Annotated in this window: 15 protein-coding genes; 4 read left to right on the forward strand and 11 right to left on the reverse strand. The window is 71.2% G+C overall.

All coding sequences use genetic code 11. The features are described 5' to 3' along the window. Positions 1-281: 281 nt before the first annotated feature. Together ABZX85_RS37340 and ABZX85_RS37345 are read right to left on the reverse strand one after the other, a co-directional pair. Positions 282-1,256, reverse strand: a complete 975-nt coding sequence (locus ABZX85_RS37340) for an LAETG motif-containing sortase-dependent surface protein (protein WP_355879144.1) — start codon at positions 1,254-1,256, stop codon at positions 282-284. A gap of 242 nt (positions 1,257-1,498) precedes the next feature. Beyond that, on the reverse strand, positions 1,499-2,317 hold the full coding sequence (locus ABZX85_RS37345; RefSeq protein WP_355879450.1) for a DUF4142 domain-containing protein: 819 nt from the start codon (positions 2,315-2,317) through the stop codon (positions 1,499-1,501). A gap of 258 nt (positions 2,318-2,575) precedes the next feature. On the opposite strand from ABZX85_RS37345, the gene ABZX85_RS37350 reads away from it, so the two are divergent. Both ABZX85_RS37350 and ABZX85_RS37355 read left to right on the forward strand, forming a co-directional pair. Next, complete coding sequence (locus ABZX85_RS37350) at positions 2,576-3,256, forward strand: DUF6445 family protein (RefSeq protein ID WP_355879147.1); 681 nt, start codon at positions 2,576-2,578, stop codon at positions 3,254-3,256. A 196-nt stretch (positions 3,257-3,452) separates the two neighbouring features. Next, positions 3,453-5,762, forward strand: a complete 2,310-nt coding sequence (locus ABZX85_RS37355) for a LuxR C-terminal-related transcriptional regulator (RefSeq protein ID WP_355879150.1) — start codon at positions 3,453-3,455, stop codon at positions 5,760-5,762. Between the two features lie 508 nt (positions 5,763-6,270). Here the strand turns inward: ABZX85_RS37355 and ABZX85_RS37360 are convergent. Next, positions 6,271-8,505 carry a reprolysin-like metallopeptidase gene (locus ABZX85_RS37360; RefSeq protein ID WP_355879153.1) on the reverse strand — a complete coding sequence of 745 codons (2,235 nt, stop codon included), beginning with the start codon at positions 8,503-8,505 and terminating at the stop codon, positions 6,271-6,273. A gap of 210 nt (positions 8,506-8,715) precedes the next feature. Between ABZX85_RS37360 and ABZX85_RS37365 the strand changes: the two genes are divergently transcribed. Then, positions 8,716-9,456, forward strand: a complete 741-nt coding sequence (locus tag ABZX85_RS37365; RefSeq protein WP_355879156.1) for a G1 family glutamic endopeptidase — start codon at positions 8,716-8,718, stop codon at positions 9,454-9,456. A 124-nt stretch (positions 9,457-9,580) separates the two neighbouring features. On the opposite strand, the gene ABZX85_RS37370 is transcribed toward ABZX85_RS37365, so the two are convergent. Beyond that, positions 9,581-10,327 carry a M23 family metallopeptidase gene (locus ABZX85_RS37370; protein ID WP_355879159.1) on the reverse strand — a complete coding sequence of 249 codons (747 nt, stop codon included), beginning with the start codon at positions 10,325-10,327 and terminating at the stop codon, positions 9,581-9,583. Between the two features lie 199 nt (positions 10,328-10,526). On the opposite strand from ABZX85_RS37370, the gene ABZX85_RS37375 reads away from it, so the two are divergent. Continuing rightward, positions 10,527-11,198: a hypothetical protein gene (locus ABZX85_RS37375; RefSeq protein WP_355879162.1), complete on the forward strand. Its 672-nt coding sequence runs from the start codon at positions 10,527-10,529 to the stop codon at positions 11,196-11,198. Positions 11,199-11,260: 62 nt separating this feature from the next. Here ABZX85_RS37375 and ABZX85_RS37380 read toward each other — a convergent pair whose 3' ends face one another. The 7 genes from ABZX85_RS37380 to ABZX85_RS37410 form a co-directional block, all read right to left on the reverse strand. Further along, entirely contained in the window at positions 11,261-12,259 is a 999-nt protein-coding gene (locus ABZX85_RS37380; protein WP_355879165.1) for a glycosyl hydrolase, read from the reverse strand. A 176-nt stretch (positions 12,260-12,435) separates the two neighbouring features. Next, entirely contained in the window at positions 12,436-12,873 is a 438-nt protein-coding gene (locus ABZX85_RS37385) for a GNAT family N-acetyltransferase (protein WP_355879168.1), read from the reverse strand. A gap of 41 nt (positions 12,874-12,914) precedes the next feature. Then, complete coding sequence (locus tag ABZX85_RS37390) at positions 12,915-14,396, reverse strand: HAMP domain-containing sensor histidine kinase (RefSeq protein WP_355879171.1); 1,482 nt, start codon at positions 14,394-14,396, stop codon at positions 12,915-12,917. Continuing rightward, positions 14,393-15,127 (reverse strand): response regulator transcription factor, encoded by a 735-nt coding sequence (locus tag ABZX85_RS37395; RefSeq protein ID WP_355879174.1) that lies wholly within the window; start codon positions 15,125-15,127, stop codon positions 14,393-14,395. Before ABZX85_RS37395 ends, ABZX85_RS37390 begins: the two co-directional genes overlap by 4 nt. Before the next feature lie 283 nt (positions 15,128-15,410). Beyond that, the gene (locus ABZX85_RS37400) at positions 15,411-15,590 is read right to left on the reverse strand and encodes a hypothetical protein (protein ID WP_355879177.1); all 180 of its coding nucleotides are present in this window, start codon (positions 15,588-15,590) and stop codon (positions 15,411-15,413) included. Between the two features lie 30 nt (positions 15,591-15,620). Beyond that, positions 15,621-16,742, reverse strand: coding sequence for a trypsin-like peptidase domain-containing protein (locus tag ABZX85_RS37405; protein ID WP_355879180.1), 1,122 nt, complete (start codon positions 16,740-16,742; stop codon positions 15,621-15,623). A 163-nt stretch (positions 16,743-16,905) separates the two neighbouring features. Further along, positions 16,906-17,928, reverse strand: coding sequence for a LacI family DNA-binding transcriptional regulator (locus tag ABZX85_RS37410; protein WP_355879182.1), 1,023 nt, complete (start codon positions 17,926-17,928; stop codon positions 16,906-16,908). Positions 17,929-17,944 lie beyond the last annotated feature (16 nt).

Below are 17,944 nucleotides of genomic sequence, written 5' to 3' on the forward strand. Positions count from 1 at the left end.
GCGAAGCCCCGGGGCACCCGCCCCGGGGCTTCTTCGAACAGCTCAGCTGTCAGCGCGCCGGGACGTTGTCCGGCGTCGTCGTGCGTGACGAGTGGGCGCGCTGCATGCGGTCACCGTAGAGGTAGGGCCGGCGGAGCGCCACGGGTTTTACGGGGTGTACGGGGCGGGTGCGGGTCGTACGGGTACTACGGCCGTGCGGCTGCCGGGCGGGGTACTACGGGTATTACGGGTCGCCCCCCGGCAGCCGTGAGTACTACGGGTACTACGCGGGTGCTACGGGTTCACGCCTGTGTCCCGCGCCGCCGCCGCGTCGCGACCACGATCGCCGCGCCGCCCGCGAGGAGCGCCGCCGCGCCGCCGATGACGACGCCCGTGTTGTTGCCCGCGCCGGTCTCGGCGAGGTCGCCCTTGCCGCCGTTGGGGGTGGGGGCGGCCGGGGGCGCGCTCTCGGAGGTGGAGGCGGACGGGGTGGGCGTCGGGGACTCGGAGGAGCCGCCGTCGCTCGGCGGGGTGGACTCCGACACCGGCGTGGAGGGCGACGGCGGGGCCGAGACAGGCGGCTGCTCACCCTGCGACGGCGAGGCGGAGACCGGCGGCTGCTCGGCGGGCGGCTCCTCGACGGGCGGGTTGGCCGGGGGCTGCTCGGTGGCCGTGCAGTCCTTCGTCCCGCCGTTCCAGGCCGCGATCAGCTTGTCCTTGATGACCGGCCGGTCCGGACCCTTGGGCAGGTCGCCGTGCTCGAAGCCGTCCTGGACGTCCTTCTTGCCGTCGAACTTGACCGCGCCCCGGTAGAGGTCGATCTGCGCGTAGCAGCCGGAGTTGGGGACGGAGATGTCGAGCGTGTCCTTCTGGCCCTTCTTCACCGTGACGGTGTCGAAGTCGACGAAGACCTGCTCGCCGGAGGTGTTGAAGGTCGGGCCGTGGGCCAGGTAGGAGGCGAGGGAGACGGTGCAGGTGCCGCCCGTGCCGAGGACCGTGACGTGGACCTTGCCGTCCGTGGAGGGCTTCAGGTTCTGGTCGTCGACCTTGACGGAGTCGAAGAAGGAGGTTCCGTCGAGCGAGAACTGGCAGCGGTCGGCCTCGGTCTTCTCGCCCGCGCCGGTGCCGGGCTTGTACTGCCCGCCGCCCTGCCAGCCGTTGCCGCCCCCGGTCGCCCAGGCGCCGGACGCGGCGGCCACGGAGGCGGCGGCGAGGGCGAGCGACGCGACGCCCGTCCCCAGCAGGCGGCGCGCGGTGACACTTCTCGCTATGGACATGCGTATCCCATCTCGGCGCGACCGATATGACGGCATGACGGCACGTCAATTCGGTTGTTGCCAGGGGTGACTTGGTCGGATCACGTGGCTGGTCGCCGCCGACCGCCGTGCGTGGGCGGCCGGTTGGACCAGGAGGGACACCCGGCGCGCGGGTCGTGCGCGCCAGGGGTGTGAGCGCCCATCGTGATCTTCCCTTGGGAAGCCTGTCAACTCGCCTTGAGCGGGCGGTGCTTACGGCCGGATCAACCGCCGTTGTTGTTGATGCCGTTGTTGTTGTTCCCGACGTTCCCGCCGTTGTTGTTGCCGTTGTTGTTCCCGCCCGGTGCCGCGGTGACGCCCGCGCTGGCGCCGGCGATGCGGTCGATGTCGACCGGCGTGGAGGTGGCGGTGGGCGGCGGGGTCAGAACGAGCACCTGGCCACCGGGGACACCGGGCGGCGGGGTCAGGTCCGACTTGGGCAGCTTCGGCGGGGTGGTCTGCTGGAACAGGGACTGGTCGATGTCGACGAGACCCGTCTGCTCCATCACCGTGATGTGGTCGAGGACCGTGTCGTTGGCCTGGTCGGCGAGCGCGCGGACCAGCGTGTTCTTGGTGGTGGAGCGGACCTTCGCGACGGTGTTGAAGATCGAACCGTGCGTGATGCGCAGGATGTTGGCGAAGTCCCGGTCGAACTGGTCGCCCTTGGTGTCGGACGTCAACTGGCTGACGAAGCCGACCTGTTGCGGGCTCGCGACGTTCGGCAGCGTGATGTTGAGCATCGGCGCGATCTTGCGGCACGTGGTGTCGAGGGCGGCGTGGCCGTCGATGAGGTGCTGGCTCGCGATGATGACGCCCTGGTTGGTGCCCTTCTGGACGCCCAACTGGCCGACCGGGTACTCCCACAGACCGGCCGCGCGCACCTTCACCACGAAGTCGCGGTCGAGTTCGGTGAGCGGCCCCCACTGCGTGTTGGCGATGACCCTGTCGTTGGACGCGGAGGCAGTGTCGACACCCAGCATCGATGGGTAGACGAGCGCGGCGAGTGTCATGCTCAGGGCGCCGCCCACGAAGAGAGTTCCCATCGCGTTGCGTGAAAAGCGCACCGTGCCTCCAGCCCGGTCGGGGAGCCCGCTGCGCGTGGGCTGCGGGGTCGGACGTACAGGAGTACGGGCGCGAGGCACCTGTGACTCACCTGGGTGCCGAAAAACTTTCCGGGACGGCCCCTTTGGTGCTCCGTTGACCAGGGCTACCATCCTTTGACCTGGTCCCGGGGTATTACTGGTCCAACCCTTAGAAAAGCGCGGGCGAGCGGTTGCTTACCGGCGTCTTACATTCGCGGCATGCCCCCACAACCACGCGCGTTGCCGCAGTTGCCCGTGCTGCCGTACCGGAAACCGACCAAGGGTCGGGACTACTGGGTGCTGGACGACGTCCTCCCCGGGGTGGACGCCGTACGGGAGCGGTGTCTCGCCAAGGACGACTGGGTCAGGGGGTACCCGTACACCTCCGAGACCTGGCCGGGACTGCGGGCCATGCCCGGCCTCGAACCGGGTGAACTCGCCCGCGTGGAACGGCTGGTGAAGCAGGCGACCGGCGCGAAGGAGCTGTGGGTGCAGGAGGCGCCCGGCGGCGGCACCCTCAACCACAACTGTGTCCAGGTCGTCGGCGAGGGGGAGAGCGAGCCCCGGCCGCACACCGACTCCCGGTCGCTGTGCCGGTACGCCGCCGTCCTGTACCTGAACCCCGTGGCCCCGAAGGATTGTGGGACCGCTTTCTACCGGCAGTCCCTGCCCGGCGGCAGGCTCGGCGGGAACGTCGTCCAGGCGCCCCACAACAACCTCGTCGACGCGCTCCGCACCCGGTTCGTCGCCCCCGACGCCTTCGAGGAGGACGTCCGCGTCCCCCACAAGTACAACCGCCTCCTCCTCTACAACGCCAACCTCGTACACAGCGCAACCGGTTACTGCGGGACGACACTGGAGGACAAGCGGATGACGGCCGTCTTCTTCTGGATGGCCTGAACGCGCCCCCGAACGCCACCCCGGCGCTCCCGTACCCCACCCTCCCCACCCCTTTCACCCCTCGCGCACGTTTTCGAGCCCCGTCCCCGGGGCGAGTGATACCTACGCCTTCTCGCGCCATTCACGCTCGGCAGCAGTGTGCTTACGCTGTGATGAGTGACAGGGTGTGGAGGGCCGGCGCGAGCACGGGGGACAGATGGGATTCGGGTTCGGACAGCGGCGGGGCGGCCAACTCCCCGTGGAGCTCACGAGCTTCGTCGGCAGGGCGGAGGAACTGTCCCTGCTGCGCGACGCGTTGGGCCGGGCCAGACTCGTCACCCTGGTCGGCCCCGGCGGCGTAGGCAAGAGCCGTACGGCGCTGCGCGCGGCCGGCACCTCGGCCGCGCGGTTCGCCGACGGGGTACGGCTCGTCGAACTGTCCGCCCTGCGCGACCCGGAGTTGGTGCCGGCGACCCTCGCGGGCGTCCTCGAACTCCCCGAACAGCCCGGCATGAGCCCGCTCGACGCCGTCGTCGAACACCTCCGCGACCGGCGCATCCTGCTCGTCCTCGACACCTGCGAACACCTCGTCGACGCCTGCGCGATGCTCTGCGACATCCTCCTGCGCGAGGCCCCCGGCCTCAGCGTCCTCGCCACCAGCCGCCAGCCGCTCGACGTCCCCGGCGAGCACTGCGTCCCCATCACCCCGCTGAGCAGGCGGGACGCGGTCGACCTGTTCGTCCAGCGGGCGGCGGCCGTGACCGGCGCGGCCCCCCTCGACGAGAGCGACCGCGAACGCACCCTCGCCCTCGTCGACCGCCTCGACGGCATGCCGCTCGCCCTCGAACTCGCCGCCGTACGGCTGCGCGCGGTACCCCTCGCCGAACTGGTCGCCCGTCTCGACCAGCGGTTCGAGGTGCTGACCGGCGGTCGCCGCACCGCCCTCACCCGGCACCAGACCCTGCGTACGGCCATCGACTGGTCCTACGACCTGTGCACCCCGCACGAACGCCTGCTGTGGGCCCGACTCTCCGTGTTCGCCGGGTCGTTCGAGCTGTCGTCTGCCGAACAGGTCTGCGGGGACGCGGAGTTGCCGCCCGGCGAGGTGGTGGAGGCGTTGATCGGGCTGGTGGACAAGTCCGTCGTGCAGCGCATCGGCGAGGACGGCGGACGCTACCGGCTCCTCGACACGATCCGCGAGTACGGCGCGGGACGGCTCGGCCAGGACGACCAAGAGGCCGTGAAACAACGGCACTTCACGCACTACGAACGTCTCGTGGGCCGGTTCTGGGACGAGTTCCTCAGCCCCGCCCAGGTCGTCCTGCACCGCGCCGTCCGCGAGAACGTCGCCGATGTCCGGGCCGCCCTGGAGTACGGCTGCGCGGCGGACGGCCGGGCCGTGGAGGCGCTGTGGCTGGCGGCGCGCCTCGGACCGTACTGGCGGGCCGCCGGCACCCTCTCCGAGGGCCACCACTGGATCGACAAGGGCCTCGGACTCACCCCGCAGGACTGCCCCGAACGGGCCTGGGGCCTGCTGATGACCGGCATCTTCGGGGTCTGGACGGGCGATCTGGAAACCGCTCTCGACCGTTTTCCGCAGGCGTACGACGTGGCGCGCAGGTGCGGTGAGGGGCGGGTGGTCCTTTCGGCCGAGGGATACCTGGGAGCCATGACCGCGTTCGGCGGCGCCGTCGAACAGGGGCTCGCCGAGGTCGAGGCGGCCCGGCGGCGCATCCTCGACTCCGGGGACGGGCTCGCGATCGGCGTCATCCACTACGAAGCCGCCCTGCTGCGGGCCGTGTTCGGGGACACCGACGGGGCGCTGGAACTGTGCGCCACAGGTATGTCGTACCTCGACGGGCACGGGGAACGGCAGCTGTACGCCTCGACCGTCGCGACCAAGGGGCTCATCCTCTACCTCACCGGGGCGCACACCGAGGCCGTCGAATGCTTCCGGCTCGGGCTGGAGGCCGCCGCCGAGATAGGGGAGATCCTGGTCGCGGCGCTCGCCTGCCTCGGTCTGTCCTGGCACGCCGCGCAGCATCAACGGCACGTCCGTGCCTGCTGGTTGATGGGGTACGCCGAGCACGCGCGCCACCTCGGCGGCGATCCCGTCACGCTGCTGCCGAGGCTGCTGGAGGAGCGGGAGGCCGTGCAGAAGTCGGTGCGGGCCGCCCTCGGGGACGAGGTGTTCGAGCGCTGGCGGGAGAGCGGGGCACGGATGTCGGGGCGCGAGGTGCTGGAGGCGGTGCGCGCGGACGCCGACCTCCCCGTCCCCGCCGATCCCCCCGCCGGCCGGCGCGTCCCCGGCGCCCGGCACACCCTCGACAGCCGGCCCCGCTCCGTGGACGCCCTCACCCGGCGCGAGCGCGAGGTCGCCGCCCTGGTCGCCCAGGGCCTGTCCAACCGGGAGATCGCCGAACGCCTCGTCATCTCCAAACGGACCGTGGACGCGCACGTCGAACACATCCTGGCCAAGCTGGGCATCACGTCGCGCACGGAGATCCCGACGACGGTGGGGCCTTGACGGATCGGGCCCTCAAGCACCGGCCCCTCAAACACCGGCCCCTGAAGTACAGCCCCTTGAAGTACGGGCCCCAAAGCACCGCCCCTTGAAGGACTACGGGTATGACAGGGCACGCCCCTAGGGGAGCCCCGTCGGGGCCGTCCCGGACGGGCTAGGGGTACGTACGCATACGGCAACCCGCCCGCACCGGCCGCTAGGTGTACGGATCTTCCCCTACGCGACTGCGCCCGCGCCCCGAGGTGCGGCAGCCTGGTCGTGCCGCCCGGGGGACGGGAGGGGCCGGGTCCGACAGGCTGGACCCCACGGCCGCTGTCATGGCATGGCACCCGGCCCCGCACCTCCCCTCGGCGGCGACACAAGCGGGGCTGCCCCTGGTCGGCGGGGCAGCCCCCACCCGGCGCCGCAGGGCGGGAGCACACCGGCCTCCCGCCCTCCGGCGCCGAGCGTCCCGCCGGCGACCGACGCCGACGGGAACGCTGGAGAGGGCCGGGAGCGCCGGTCAACTGCCTTACTTCTTGCGGAACTTCGCCTTCAGCGTGTGGCTGTGGCCGTCCGAGAAGCTGACGATCGCCTCACCCGAAGGGCTCCCCGCGTACGGACGTCCGTCGAGCAACCAGCCTGCCAGGACATGCCCCTTGGCCGGTCTCGCCGTGACGATCGCGGTGTCGCCGACCGCGTACTTGCCGGTGCGGGCCGCAGTCAGCGTGCCGTGGCCGTGCGGGCACAGTTCCAGGGTGAGCGTGCGCGGCGCGAACACCGCCTCCAGCCCCTGGTCCGAATCGCCGACCCGCACGCCGACCCGGGAGAGGTCACCCGCGTAGGACCCGCTGCTCAGCTTCCACCCGGCGAAGCTCCAACCAGCCGCCGGGACAGCCTCGTAGAGCAGGTCGGTGCCGATGAGCGGGTCCCCCGCGGCGAGCGACTTCTTCGTCGGCGTCGCCTTGACCGTCCCGCTGCCGGACGACTTCGTGGTCACCTTCGCTGTGGGGGTCGTGCCCTTCTTGAACACCGCTTGCAGGACACGGTCGTTGGCGGTCGTGACCGCGAACCGGGTTGCCGTGGAGGTCTGTTGCTTGCCGTCCAGCATCCAGCGGTCGAAGACGTACCCCTTCGCGGGTGTCGCCGTGAAGTAGACCGTCGCGTTCTTCGCGTACGGGCCCGGGGTCTCCGGGGCGACCGTGCCCGAGGCGGCCGGGGAGACGGACGTCGTCACCCCGCACAGCGAGTCGTCCGTGACGGCCGTGCGGTAGGCCGCGACCGCCTTGCCGCTCGCGCCGAGGACCGCCGCCGAGTCCGCCGAGTCGGTCTGCGTCATCGGCTTGCCGAGCGGCAACCCCCGATAGTTCTGGCTGGAGTTGGAGAACCGGTTGACCCGGCCGCAGCCGCCCTTGGTCGCCGTGCGGCAGCTCGATTCGTACGCCATCAGCGTCGAGAAGTCGCCCTTCGCGGGGAAGTAGCCGCTCGCCCCGTTGTCGGGCTGGCCCGGGTCGGTCGTCCAGTCGTGGTTGGAGCCGAGGTTGTGGCCGATCTCGTGCCCGAAGGAGTAGGTCGCGATCGCGGACTGGGCGACGACCGTGTACGTCCACTCCGCCCAGGCCGGCCCCGCCGGAGCGGGGATGTACCCGATACCGCCGGCCGCCGTGCCGCCCGCGATCACACTGACCTGGTCCGCCCCGTACTGGTCGCGCAGCGCCGGCAGCGTGTCGGCGATCCCGTCGCCCTTCTTCGCGAACGCGGCGAGCGAGGTGCCCGAGACGGTGTCGTACGCCGCCGGGACGTCGACCGGCGTCGTGTACACCAGCCGCAGGCGGACGTCGATGCCGCTCGCCGAGAACGCCTCGTTCGCCAGGGAGACGCCCTTCACGGCCTGGGCGCGGATCTGGGCGTCGCCGCCCGCCTCCGCCCTGGCCTTCGGGGTGTACGCGACGAGCGTGTCCACGACCGAGATGTTCGCGCCGCCCTTGCAGTCCGCCTTGGGAGCCTTACGGGGACCACCCGGACTGCCAGGGGTATTACGGGTCGTACGAGGGTCGCGGGCCTCGGACGCCGACATGCCCCCCGCCCCTGCCCCTGCCCCGGCCCCCGGCGCCCCCCGCACGGCCCGGGGCGGCACCACCTGCTGCTCGTGCTCGTCCACCAGCGGCGTCGTCTCGGAGATGACGACCTTCCCCGGCCCGGTCGCGGTGATGTCGAACAGCGCGCCGCCCAGGGCGAACTGGGCGCCCAGGTACTCGTTGCCGGCCGTGCCGTCGCAGCCGCCGGTCAGGGTGACCAGGACCGTCTGGTCGGTGGTGCCGGGGACCTCGCCGCGCCAGATGAGGTGTCCGTCGACCGTCTCGCGGCCGGTCTCCACTGCCTTCACCAGGACGTCGTCGAAGAGCGGGAAGCGCACCTCCTGCCCCGGCTTCGTCCCGCAGATCGGTGCGAGCGCCTCGTCGCGGATCGTGCCCGCACGCTGGCGGACGGCCGTGCCGGAGGGGGAGAGGGCCCGCGACGAGTCGAGTCCGTCGGAGGTACTACGGGTACTACGGGTACCACGGCCCTCCGGGGTCAGGACATCGCCCGGGGCGGGAGCCGCCGCGGCTCCGAAGGGGGACAGGACCTCAGGGGTACGACCGTGGGCGGAGGCCGGGGTGAGGCCGGCCGCGCCGAGGACGACGGCACCCAGAGCCGCGCAGGCGGCCCAGCGCCGGGCGCGTTCTGCCTTGAGTTCGGCCCCTGGCCGGTACTGACGGGTGGTCATGCACTGCCTTCCTGATCGCCCCCGGACACTGCCCCACTCCCTCACCCACAGGTGTGACCGGTACTACGAGTGCCCTGCGCGGGGTTCCGCGGAATCACCCTTGAGTGACCGTCTCGTTCACCCGTCAGGCCGGGGGAATCGCGCACCCGTGCGGGTCAGCCTCCGGAGTGGCGGAGCGAACGCGCAGGTGACGGACTTGATCATCGCCGTATGCGTACAAAACGACGGCTCGCCGTCCTCGGCTCGCTCTCCTGTTCGGCCCTGATGATGACGGGCCCCGCCTTCGCCGAGGCCGCCGCCTGCACCGCGCCCCAGGGCAACTGGACCGGCTTCCAGCTCGACGGGGTCCACACCAGCGTCAGCGCGCGGTGGAAGGTCCCGACCGCCGACTGCACGTCCGCGACCGGCAACCCCGACGGCCTCACCGACCAGTGGGTGGGCTTCGGCAGCGGCGACAGCTGGAAGGACCCGCTCAACCAGATCGGCACCAGCGTGGAGTGCGACGCCGGGAAGGCGACGTACTACGCCTGGTGGGAGCAGTTCCCGGCGAACTTCGTGTACGCGAAGCGCGCGGTCGGGCCCGGCGACGTCATCCAGGCGAGCGTCAAGACCGCGAAGAACTCGCAGGACTACGAGATGTACCTCAAGAACGTCACCCGTGACTGGTGGCAGACGGTGCACGTCACCGGCCCGCCCTCCGGCACCCAGGTCGAGGTGATCACCGAGATCCACGACTGGGGCTCGGCGGTCACCGACGGCGTCCGGTACGACGACGTCCTCGTCGACGGCAAGCCGTTCACGAACTTCTCCAAGTCGTACTACCTGTACTCCGCCCAGTTCGGCGGGGTCTGCGTCAACACGGCCACGAGCGGGACGAGCACGCTGCTGACGCCGACGAAGAAGACCCAGATGCGGGCCGTCGCCCGGGACGCGGTGATCCACCCGGGCTGAGCCCGCTCAGGGTCTACGGGTCGTACGGGTACCGGGCCCGCCCCGCGCCGTCCTCGCGCGGGGCGGGCCCCGCCTGTCGTACCCCTAGTACTCAGGAGTCAGTACTCGGGGCGGTACTCGGGGTTCACCTCACGACCCGTACCGACTTCCTCTTCAGCCACGGCAGCGGCGACACCGCCGACCCCAGGTACGGCGTGATCCGCACCTCGAAGTGCAGATGCGGCCCGGTCACGTTCCCCGAAGCCCCCGACAGCCCGATCCGCTGCCCGGCGGCGACCCGCTGCCCCTTGCGGACGTCGATGCGGGAGAGGTGCGCGTACTGGGTGAAGTAGCCGTCGCGGTGGCGGATCAGGATCTGGTTGCCGAAGCCGTCGCCGCAGGTGGTGACCCGGACCTCGCCCGCGCCGACCGCGTAGACGGGGGTGCCGGCGCCGACGGCGAAGTCCTGGCCGGTGTGCCGGTTCTGCCAGCGGCTGCCCTTCGCGGCGTACCCGGCGGAGAGCCAGTAGCCACGGGTCGGAGCCGTCCAGCGGGAGACCGCGCGCGGCGCCGCGGTCGCCCGGCCCTTCGGACAACTCGCGCCCCTCCCCGAGGGGTTGACGGCGACCGGGTCGCCGAGGGCGCGCCCATGCGCCCGCAGCATGTTCCACAGCCGGTCGCGGACCGCCGTACGACGGCGCTCGGCGGCCCGGACCCGCTTCGGCGCCGCGTCCGAGCGGCGCAGCAAGTCGGCCTGGGCGCGCGCCCGTTCGTGCTCCTGGACCAGGCGCGCGGCCCGGTCGCGGACGGAGTCCCGGGCGTCGGCGGGGGCGGCGGTGAGGGCGACCAGGAGGACCGCTCCGATCGCGGCGCCGAGGCGGTGGGGACGCATGCGCGGTTTTCGTAGCATTGTCGGATCATCTAGGCCGGATGGAGTCCCTGAGAGGTACGACAGACGGGTTGCGGGGCCGTTCCCCCGGATGGCGTCAAACCCGTGACCCAAGCGGGCGTGATCATCGGAATGTCGGGACCGGCCGGCCGGCGGGCCGTGCTGGCATGACCCCGTGCCCGTACGGAAAGGACCCCCCACCGTGACCTCTGGTCTGCGCCTGTCCCGGATCGCCCTCGTCCCGGCCGCCGTCTGCCTCGCCCTGCTCCAGCCGGTCACCGCCGCCGTCGCCGACGGCCCCGAGCAGGAGGCGGACAAGAAGGCCGCCCCCGCCGCCCCGGCCGAGCCCGCCGCGCCCGCCGCTCCCCCGATGTCCATCGAGATCACCGACGGCGTCGACAAGGCGGCCGGCGGCGACAAGCTCGCCTACCGGATCATCGTCCACAACCAGGGCGGCGAGGCCCTCACCGACCTCCGTGTCGAGCAGCGCGTCCCGGAGACCGCGGGCCGCCCCGAGGCGTCCGAGGGCGGCCAGGTCGCCAAGAACGGCGTCATCACCTGGACCGCCGACGTCAAGCCGGAGGCGAAGGCCGAGTTCACCTCCCGGATCGAGCTCGGCAGGACGGACGAGAAGGCCCTGCGCGCCGCCAGTACCGCCTGCGCCTTCCTCAACGGCGCCAAGGCCCCCACGGTCTGCGCGAGCGACCTCGACACCCTCCCCGGCGGCGCGGCGGGCCCCGAGGGCACGGCCGCCGAGAAGAAGACCGCGGGCATCGGCACCACCGGCCTCGCGATCGGTGGCGCCGCGGCAGCGGCGGGCGTCGCCGCCGTCGGCTTCATGGCGGTACGACGCCGGCGAGCCGCCGCTAACTGACGCGACGTCACCTCAGGCCGCCCCCTCCCGAGTTGCCCAAGTCGGCACGCTCCGGAGGGGGTTCAGCGTTTCTTGCCCAGCAGCGCCTTGTAGACGGCCGACGACCTGGGGTTCGAGCGGCACCGCCAGACGCCGTGCGGACAGTAGTCGCTGATCGTCTGGTACAGCGGCTTCTGCCGGGCGATCCAGTCCAACATCCCCCGCATGTATGCCGGGTTGTCGCCGTTGTCGAACAGCCCCCACTCCGGGAACGCGATCGGCTTGCGGTGGGCGCGGGCGAAGCGGACGTGCTCCCTGAGGCCGTACGGCTCGTTCAGCTGGGTCGTGAAGGACATGCCGCGCGGGGAGTCGTAGGCGTCCATGCCGATGATGTCGACGTGCTTGTCGCCCGGGTAGCAGCGGGGCCAAGGGATCGCGTCCCGGCCCCTGTTGGGGGTGAACTCGAAACGGAACCGCTGCCCGGGGACCTTCCGCATCGCGTTCACGATCCGCACCCAGTACCGCTTCCACGCCGCCGGGTCCGGGCCGCAACGGTGCGTGTACGTGATGCCGTTCATCTCCCAGCCGAGGACGAGGACCGTGTCGTTCAGACCGAGACTCACGAGGCGCCGGGCCAGGGCGGTGAAGTGGGCGTCGTACGCGCCCGTCGAGCCCTTGCGGAGTTCGGTGCGGACCGTCGCGTCCGGGAGATGGGCCTCGTTCCGTTCCAGGAGAGGGACGTTGAGGACGAACAGGCGGTCCTTGCGGGCCGCGCGCCAGGCCGCCCAGTGCACCAAGTACCCGGGAGCACCTTCGATGTTGGTCCAGCGGTCGCCCGGCAGATAGGCGTGGCCGACGGTCGGGACACCCCGCCCGAGCCAGGTGCCGAGACCGGCGATACGGGCGATGCCGTCGGAGCCGTAGCCGACGTACGCGCCGAACTTCACCGAACCGGGAGACGGCGGCGGGCCGGACAGCGCCGCGCGCGCGTCCTCGCCGCGCGACAGCGGCACGCAGGACTGGCCCACGAGCAGCAGCAGGGTGAGCAGCGGGAGGAACAGGACACGCACACGAGACGACACAGCGGGTCATCATCGCCGGGTACGCTCCCGCGCGCCCCCGGACTCGCCCTCGAACCACTCGTACCGGGGATTTTCCGTCGTACGTTTCTCCGCTTTCCCGGCGGCCCCGGAGACGGTCCCCTACGATCTGCGAGCTACCCCCTGAGAGCTACCCCTCGGGAGCTACTACCCGGGAGCTACGGCGCCGGCGTGCGCGTCAGGTACACGTCCACGGCGTCCTCGTGGTCCAGGACGAAGCCGTGCCGTTCGTAGAGGCGGCGGGCGGGGCTGCCCTGGAGGACGTTGAGGTGGACCGGGCGTTCCGTGCGGGCCAGGGTCTCCCGGAGGACGCCGCTCCCGATGCCCCGTCCGTGCAGGCCGGGGGCGAGGTAGAAGTGCTCCAGCCAGTCGCCGTCCGGCGCCGGGCGCAGGGCCACGCAGCCCGCGATCTCGCCGTCCACCTCGATGATCCGGGTGTGCGCGGGGTCGTACGCGTCCCTCAGCCGGCTGCGGACCCGGTGCTCGTCGTACCGGCCCAGGCGCTCCAGGTCCGGGCGCATCGCCGTCGCCCGGATGTCGAGCAGGGGTTCGAGGTCCGCGGGGGTGGCCTCGCGGGTGGTCCACTTTTCGGTCATGGCGAAAATCGTACGAGGTGGCTCTGTGGGGGTAGGGGGAATCACCTGGGGGCCAGGGCCTGCGGGGGTTCCTGCGGCTCCGGGGTCTCCGGCGGGGGGACCGGGGCGCCCGGGAGGGTGACCGTCGCGACCGTGCCGCCGCCGTCCGCGCGGGTCAGGGTGACGTCGCCGCCCGCCTGCTGGACCGTGCGGGCCACGATGGACAGGCCCAGGCCGGAGCCGGGGAGGGCACGGGCCGAGGGGGAGCGCCAGAAGCGGTCGAAGACGTGCGGGAGTTCGTCCTCCGCGATGCCGGGGCCGTGGTCCCTGACGGTCAACGTGCCGTCGGCCAGGGTGACTTCGATCGTGCCGGCCTCGGGGCTGAACTTCACCGCGTTGTCGAGGATGTTGACCACCGCGCGCTCCAGGGCCGCCGGTTCCGCCCGGGTGTACCAGGGTTCCAGGGTCGCCGTGATCGTCAGTTCCGGGCCGCGCAGGCGGGCGCGGCGCAGGGCGTGTTCCACGGTGTCCTCCAGCGAGACCACCTGGACGCGTTCCCCTCGCTGGCCCTCCGACCTCGACAGCTCCTGCAAGTCCCCGATCAGCGACGCCAGTTCCGTCATCTGCGCCTTCACCGACGCGAGCAGTGCCTTGCGGTCCGCCTCCGGGATGGGGCGGCCCGTCTCCTCGCTGCGGGTGAGGAGTTCGATGTTCGTGCGGAGCGAGGTGAGGGGGGTGCGCAGCTCGTGCCCCGCGTCCGCGATCAACTGCTGTTGCAGTTCCCTGGAGTTGGCGAGTGACGCGGTCATCGAGTTGAACGAGCGGGAGAGGCGCGCGACTTCGTCCTCCGCGTCCTCGTCCACCGGGATGCGGATGTTCAAGTCCTCGGTGCGGGCCACGTGTTCGACGGCCTCGGTGAGTTTGTCGACGGGGCGAAGCCCGGCCCGGGCGACGAAGAGGCCGGCGGCTCCGGCGCCGACGACTCCGAGGCCGGAGACGAGGAGGAGGATCAACGCCAGTTCGTTGAGGGTGGACTTGGTGTTGTTGAGCGGCAGGGCCACCAGGAAGGCGGCTCCGGAGGACTCCCCGGTGAGGGCGTTCTTGATGGTCAGGTGGATGGTGAGGACCCTGACCTCGGTGCCGTCGGTGGTGACGCCGTTGCGGTAGGTGCCTTCCCCGCTCGACTTGTCGTTGATGACCTTCGTGTCGTCCGAGGTCACTTTGACGAGGCCCTGCGAGCCCTGGATGACGCACGAGGTGCCGTCGGAGGTGATCGCCTGGGAGTAGGTGCCGCGAATGCCCGGGTAAGTCTGCGCGGTCTGCGTGCAGTTGCTGAGCGCGTTCTCGATGGCCCGCTGCTGGGGACCCCCGATGAACGCCGCCTTCCCGAGGTCGTTGTCGACCTGCTCGTACAGTTTCCCCTGCACAAGAAACCAGCACGTCACCGAAACCGCCGCCACCGCGAACGCCACCGCCGCCGCGACCAGCATCGACAGTCTGGCCCGGATCGGGAGCGTGCGGAACCAGTGGGTGACCTTGTTCATTCCGCGCCGCCCTGGCGCAGGACGTAGCCGACGCCCCGCACCGTGTGGACGAGGCGGGGCTCGCCGCCGGCCTCGGTCTTGCGGCGGAGGTACATGACGTACACGTCGAGGGAGTTGGAGGACGGCTCGAAGTCGAAGCCCCAGACCGCCTTGAGGATCTGCTCCCGCGTGAGGACCTGGCGCGGATGCGCCATGAACATCTCCAGCAGCGTGAACTCCGTGCGGGTCAGCTCGACTTGGCGCCCCGCCCGGGTGACCTCCCGGGTCGCGAGGTCCATCCGCAGATCCGCGAACGTGAGCGCCTCGTCCTCCTCGACGGGCCCGGACGCGGGCGCGGCGTAGGAGCTGCGGCGCAGCAACGCCCGTACGCGGGCGAAGAGTTCGTCGAGTTCGAAGGGTTTGACGAGGTAGTCGTCCGCCCCCGCGTCCAGCCCGGTGACCCGGTCGCCGACGGTGTCACGCGCCGTGAGCATGAGGATCGGCGTCGTGTCCCCGGCGCCCCGGATACGGCGCGCGGCGGTCAGCCCGTCCATACGGGGCATCTGGATGTCGAGGACGACGAGGTCGGGACGGTACGCCGCCGCCTTCTCCAGCGCGTCGGCGCCGTCGACGGCGACCTCGGTGTCGTACCCCTCGAAGGCCAGGCTGCGCTGGAGTGCTTCACGCACGGCCGGCTCGTCGTCGACGATCAGGATGCGCTGGGTGTCACGGTCGCCTTCGGCGGGGCTCATGGGCTCGGTTTCCTCGGGTGCGGGGGGTCACGGCGGGGCGGGTCGCCCTCGCCGCCGGCAAGGGCTATCAGCCTCGCATGTTTCCCCGGGGGCGCGTATGGGCGTCTTCCTGCGGCGCGGACGATCGGCGCGGACGATGTCGTACGCCGTAGTACGGGGGTACGGGGTACTACGGGGGCTACGGGTCCGGGGGAGTACGACGGGCCCGTACTTCTCGTACGGCGTCCCGCGCTTCTCGCACGCTGTGACGGCCCGCGCATCCCGTACGACCCTTCCCCGCCCCTCAGGCCGCCGCGCGACGCCGGTTGCGCAGGGCCCGGCGGGCGGCGGTCGTGCTCAGGAGGGCGACCTCGGGGGCACGGCCCGGACGGACCGGCTCGTGCAGGGCGGCGGCGATCGAGAGGGCGAGGGCCGTGTCGGCGGCGCCGGTGCCGGTGGTGGTGTGGCTGACCTGCTGGATCATGTCGTAACCCCTTACTGAGACCGAACTGTCCTAGTTGTCCGAGCCGCCGGCCCGCAGTGTGGCCAGGTCGGACTTGACCGTGTTGATCGGGATCGCGAAGCCCAGGCCCACACTGCCCGCGTCCGAGGAGCTGGACGAACTGGCCGAGTACATCGCGGAGTTGATGCCGATGATGTTGCCGTTCATGTCGATGAGGGCGCCGCCGGAGTTGCCGGGGTTGAGGGAGGCGTCCGTCTGGAGGGCCTTGTACGTCGTCGTCGAGGACCCGGTGTCGCCGTTGAACTGCTGCCCGCCGAACTCGAACGGCCAGCCCCCGCCCTGCTGTTGCTGCTGCTGACCCTGGCTCTCGTCGGTCGAGACGGTGACGTCCCGGTTCAGCGCGGAGACGATGCCGCTGGTGACGGTGCCGGTGAGGCCCTCGGGGGAGCCGATCGCGATGACCGAGTCACCGACATCGACAGCGGAGGAGTCGCCGAGGGAGGCCGCCTTCAGGCCGGACGCGTTCTCCAGCTTGATCAGCGCGAGGTCCTTCTTGCTGTCGGTGCCGACGACCTTCGCGGTGTACGTCTTGCCGTCGCTCGTCTGGACCTGGATCTGGGTCGCGCCGGAGATCACGTGGTTGTTCGTGACGATCTCGCCGTTGCTCGTGATGATGACGCCGGACCCGGTCGAACTCCCGTTGCTCAGCGTCGCCTTGACCTCGACGATGCTCGGGCTGACCGCCGCCGCGATGGCCGCGATGTCGCCCTTCTTGCTGGACGGCACGACGCTGGTCGTCGTGGTGGCGACGGTCTCGTCCTTGTGGGTCAGCTCCTGTATGCCGTACGCGGTGCCGCCGCCGATCGCCGCCGCGACGATCGCGACCGCCGCGAGGAGGGCGAGGGGGCCGCGCGTGCGCTTCTTCTTCCGCTCGGGCTGCGCGTGGACGGCGGTGGTCTGGCCGGGAGCTTCCGTCTGCGCGCCGTACGCCGGCCGGTGCGGCGGCGGGGGCGGCCACTCCGGGTTCACCGGGGAGGCGTTCACCGGGGACGCGTTCGCCGGCGAGGAGTGCGCCGGCGTGGGCTCGACGGGCGTGGAGCCGTACTGCTGCGCGCCCTGGTACGGGTTCTGCTGGTTCTCGTACTCGCCGTCGCGGCGGAAGCTCTCGGTCATGGAAAGAAGCTTCGTCCCCGACCATGAGAGCTTCCTGAGTCCCCGCTGAGAACGCTCCGAGAAGGCCGTCACCCCTGGATAAAGGCTTCCTAGGGCGAATTGCCCCGCCTCTCAGGAACCTCTCAGAAACCGCTCTCTGCAAGAGCACCCCTAGGTGAACCCCCTACGGGCACCCGCAAGACCGCCGCACCACCAACCGCGACGGAAACACCTTCACCCGCTCCCGCCGCGACCCCGCCACCCGCAGCCCGTCGTCCAGCACCAGATCCACCGCCGTGCGGGCCATCGCGGACCGGTCGGAGGCGACCGTCGTCATCGGCGGATCGGCCAGCGCCGCTTCCTTGATGTCGTCGAAGCCGACGACCGCCAGCTCCCCGGGTACGTCGATGCGCAGCTCACGGGCCGCCCGCAGGACGCCGATCGCCTGGTCGTCGGTGGAGCAGAAGACCGCCGGCGGGCGCTCGGGCCCGGAGAGGATGCCGAGGGCGACGCGATAGGCGTCGTACCGGTTGTAGGGGGCTTCGAAGAGCCGCCCCTCGGTGGAGATCCCGTCCTCGGCCATCGCCTGCCGCCACCCCTCGACGTGGTCGGAGACAGGGTCGCCTACCGCCGGGGTATCAGCCGTGCCACCCATACACGCGACGTACGGGTATCCATGGTCCAGGAGATGGCGGACGGCCGTCCGCGCGCCGTTCAGGTCGTCGAGGACGACGGCGACGTCGTCGATGGCCTCGGGCCGCTCGTGCAGAAGTACTACGCGCGCGTCCCACGCCTCGATCTCGGCGGCGGCCAGATCGTTCAGGGCGTGGGAGACGAGGATCAGGCCGGAGACCCGCATCCCGAGGAAGGCCCGCAGATAGTGGACCTCGCGCTCGCCGACGTAGTCCGAATTGCCTACGAGGACCATCTTCCCGCGCTCGGACGCCGCCTGCTCCACCGCGTGCGCCATCTCCGCGAAGAACGGCTGGCGGGCGTCCGGGACGATCAGACCTATGAGGTCGGTCCGGCGGGACGCCATCGCCTGGGCGACCCGGTCGGGCCGGTACCCCAGTTCCTTGATCGCGGCGAGGACACGCTCGCGCGTGGCCGGGGCGACCGGCCGGGGTCCGTTGTTGATGACATAGCTGACCACGGCGGTCGACGTCCCCGCCAGGCGTGCTACATCGTCCCTCGTCACCTTGGCCACGCGCGGAGTCTACGCG

The sequence above is a fragment of the Streptomyces sp. NPDC004539 genome (assembly GCF_040610055.1).
Taxonomy (GTDB): Bacteria; Actinomycetota; Actinomycetes; order Streptomycetales; family Streptomycetaceae; genus Streptomyces.